The sequence below is a fragment of the Cyclonatronum sp. genome (assembly GCF_022565315.1).
Taxonomy (GTDB): domain Bacteria; phylum Bacteroidota; class Rhodothermia; order Balneolales; family Cyclonatronaceae; genus Cyclonatronum.
On the sequence record NZ_JAIUMX010000183.1, the window covers coordinates 1 to 3,728 of the forward strand.

The 3,728-nt window shown below is 51.3% G+C and carries 4 protein-coding genes; 1 reads left to right on the top strand and 3 read right to left on the bottom strand.

Annotated elements, in window-relative coordinates; translation table 11 throughout:
• Positions 1-224 precede the first annotated feature (224 nt).
• Together LAT75_RS15315 and LAT75_RS15320 are read right to left on the bottom strand one after the other, a co-directional pair.
• Positions 225-1,067 (bottom strand): hypothetical protein, encoded by an 843-nt coding sequence (locus LAT75_RS15315; RefSeq protein WP_291483665.1) that lies wholly within the window; start codon positions 1,065-1,067, stop codon positions 225-227.
• Positions 1,068-1,107: 40 nt separating this feature from the next.
• Complete coding sequence (locus LAT75_RS15320; protein ID WP_291483666.1) at positions 1,108-1,644, bottom strand: DUF2911 domain-containing protein; 537 nt, start codon at positions 1,642-1,644, stop codon at positions 1,108-1,110.
• A 168-nt stretch (positions 1,645-1,812) separates the two neighbouring features.
• Between LAT75_RS15320 and LAT75_RS15325 the strand changes: the two genes are divergently transcribed.
• Positions 1,813-3,099: a divalent metal cation transporter gene (locus tag LAT75_RS15325; RefSeq protein WP_291483668.1), complete on the top strand. Its 1,287-nt coding sequence runs from the start codon at positions 1,813-1,815 to the stop codon at positions 3,097-3,099.
• 138 nt (positions 3,100-3,237) lie between these two features.
• On the opposite strand, the gene LAT75_RS15330 is transcribed toward LAT75_RS15325, so the two are convergent.
• Positions 3,238-3,728: acetyl-CoA hydrolase/transferase C-terminal domain-containing protein (locus tag LAT75_RS15330; protein ID WP_291483670.1), on the bottom strand; the 491-nt coding region annotated here is incomplete at its 5' end.

The window sequence follows — 3,728 nt, forward strand, 5'->3', positions numbered from 1 at the left end:
ACGTGTTTTTGTCAGATCATTACCAAAAAGTTCGAATCAAAACTTAAAGAACCGCCCTGTACCGAACGGTATGCAGGGTGGTGTGAGAGGACGGAAAGGGAATTAATCCCTTTCCTCCTACTCGATTAAATGGCCTGATATTGAAGTGGTGCGCGCAGTCGAAAAACAAAACTGAGACGCTATCAGCGGTCAGGCCGGCCGGGGGTGAATTCAGCTAATGGGGGTTAGCCGTTGTACTGATCAATCGCCGCTTTAAGGCGGTTCTCTGAATCAACGAGCACATTCTGCAGAATGTTGTGCAGTGTTTCGGTGTACCAGAGGCCTGCCGGGCTGCTGAGGTAGGCGGCATAGCTTTCGAGATAGCTAATGTCAATATCACGGTAGGTGTACAGCATATTTAGCATCACGTACTCGCTCATTTGGTTTTCCAGCTGTGTGCGTATCAGTCCGGAGGTGTAGGCAAAATCTTCCTCGCTCATTCTGCGGTCTTCAGGTGCCTGAACACTATGTACGGCCCGCATCACATTGCTGTAAATGCTATGAAGGATGATGACCGTGTTATCCAGAGTACGGGTGCCGTCGAGTATCTGTCGTGTTAGCTCAACGCGCCGGCGGTTTTGCCGGCTGCCGGGTTCAAAACTTTGGGAAAAATCAAACAACTCATCTTCGGTGGCATGTACCTGCGCGGCTTCTGTTTCAAGGATGATGCGGCCCGGGTCAGAATCAAGAAACCGGATAACTTCAGCACCGAGGTGTAAATCAAGATGCTCGCGCAAACGCTCTTTGAAGTTTTCTGTGAGTCCTTCTCCGCCAAATGCGCCGCCGAGCCATTCGTTGAGTGTTGCCCGCTGTGACGGGCTTACATTGGTTTGCCCGATACTCTGTTCAATACTAAGCCAGATATCTGAAAGGGCATGCTCAAAGCCGGAAGCTTCCATGATGCGGTGGTGCAGGCTTTCTTCAGAAAGCTGCTGCGCATTAAGGAGGGGTTGTGAAATCCATAAAAGGGCTAAAAAGGCCACCACAGCCCCAAAATAAATGAACCGGCTGCTGTACATTACAGACAAATAACAGGCAGCTGAAGAACCTGAGGCAGTCAGTAGTGCATTATTTTCGGATGGGCAGCTCAACACGGGTACGCTCCCACTCCATAATCAGCAGTACGTTTTCTTCATCCTGCTTATCAAGCGAAATGGTGAAGATTTCTGATTTATCCGCAGTTCGTTTCACCGGAACTCTGGTACGAAGCACATCAAAAGCTGAGTTATACGCATAGGAACCCCACAGCCCAAGCTGCGAATTGAGAATTACTGTCCATTCATCGGGGCCCGGTACTGTAAAGACAGAGTAGGTACCAGCCGGAAGAGGGGTACTGTCAAAAAAAACATCCCCGGTGAGTGTGATTTCGGTTGATTCGTTAGCCCCTGTACGCCATACTTCACCATAAGGAACAAGTGATCCAAAAATCTGACGGTCACGAACATAGGGCCGGCCGTAAATTACCTTCACGTACGTATCACCAAGCATGGTACGGCTCAGGCCCAGCGGGCTCTGACGGGGTTCAGGAAGCGATTGGGCTTCAGCATGGGGTACAGTGAAGCCCAAAGTGAGCAGGAAAACAGCGAATAGTACAATAGATTTCATCTGATGTATTGTGGTAATGGATAAGGTAAGCTGCCATCTCAACATTAATTTTATGTGCAGCTTTCAAACAACGTGAATATCGCTTTTATTGTATTTGTAAACCATGTAGGGCCTGTAGTAATTCGGCTCTGAACAGAAGTGTGAATTTAATGATACAACTTAATGAGGATGAATAAAAAAAAGGGGCCCGTGAATCAGACAAATATTAAGAATCGGCTTTTTCTTGCCCTCGGGCCCGGCCTGCTGATGGCCGGCGCCGCGGTTGGCGTATCGCATCTGGTGCAGGCAACCCGCGCGGGAGCCGACTACGGTTTTGCCATCATCTGGGTGCTGATTGTTGCCGTTGTAAGCAAATATCCGTTTCTCGAATTCGGTCCGCGCTTTGCCGCAGCTACCGGAACGCATCTGATTACAGGATACCGGCGGATGAGCGCCGCTGCATTTTGGGTTTACGTAGCGATTACTTTTGGCACCATGTTCATCATAACGGCTGCGGTCACCATTGTTACGGCCGGTCTTGCGGAGCAGCTGTTTGGCATGGGCTGGAGTAACTTCAGCTGGAGTGCCCTCATTTTTGCCACCTGTGTGATGCTGCTTTGGTTTGGCCGCTACCCCGGCCTTGATTTATCGATGAAGGTGATCATCAGCCTGCTTACCCTGCTCACGCTCACCGCTGTGCTTATTGCATTCGGTGCCGGTGCCGGCGCTGATGCGGTTCGCACCGGGGCCCCTTCCTACTGGAATGCCGCTGGAATTGCGTTCATCATTGCATTTATGGGATGGATGCCCATCCCGCTCGATGCCGCAGTATGGCACTCCATCTGGACCGGGGAGCGCAGCAAGCAGACCGGCAGCAAACCGGATATCCGCGCAGCACGGTTTGATTTTGACATGGGCTACGGCGCCGCTGCATTTATCGGCCTTCTGTTTTTCCTTTTGGGTACGCTGGTGATGTTTGGCAGCGGGGTGACCTTCGCGGCGGGCAGCGTTGCCTTTTCAGCGCAGATTGTGGATTTGTACAGCCAAACACTTGGCAGCTGGAGCGTGCCGCTCATTTCGGTTGCAGCTTTTATTACCATGCTGAGCACAACCCTTGCTGTAACCGATGCTTACCCGCGCGTGCTCTCTGAGCTTTGGGCGGAGGTCTCAGCGGATGGCGGCGAGTCGGCAACGCGGGTTTCCGTTTACCGTTTGGGCCTGTTTGCGGTTCCGCTGGCGGCGCTTGGGGTTCTGTATTTCACAAGTGATGCGTTCACGCTGCTGGTCGATTTCGCTGCGAGCCTTTCTTTTATTGCGGCTCCTGTGCTGGCGTGGTTCAACTACCGGCTGATTACGGGCAATCAGGTGCCGCCGGAAGCGCGCCCTTCCAAAGGGTATCGCATCTTTAGCCTGTGCTGTCTCGCCTTTCTGGTTGTTTTTACCCTGATCTGGTTTTACTGGCGGTTTTTTAGCTGAGGCAGCAGCATATCATCCCAAAAAAACAGGCCTGAACGGATTAGATTCAGGCCTGACAGTTTAAGCACAACGTATTTACTGCTACTAACTAACTAACTAACTACTATGATGGCTTTACAGAAAAAAAGATCTTTTGTTTCAAACGGTGATGAGGGTATTGAAGCGCTCTGAAGCGGCCTGCTCAAGCGCCTCACGATGATCAGGGTGTGCAATGTTGATAAGCGCCTGCGCCCGCTGCCGCATGTTTTTGCCGTACAGATAGGCAACGCCAAACTCAGTGACTACATAGTGTACGTGCGCGCGGGTTGTAACAACGCCCGCACCCTGCTTGAGGAATGGCGTAATACGGCTGATGCCCTTTGCCGTTACCGATGGCAGTGCAATAATCGGTTTGCCGCCTTCTGACTTGGATGCACCGCGAATAAAATCCATCTGACCCCCAACCCCGCTGTACTGATAGGTGCCTATTGAATCAGCACAAACCTGTCCGGTAAGGTCAATTTCAATGGCGCTGTTGATGGCCGTTACCTTCGGATTCTTCCGGATCACGCCGGTATCATTCACATAGGCGATGTTGAGCATGGCCACAAGCGGGTTGTCATCAATAAAATCGTATAGTTTTTGGGTGC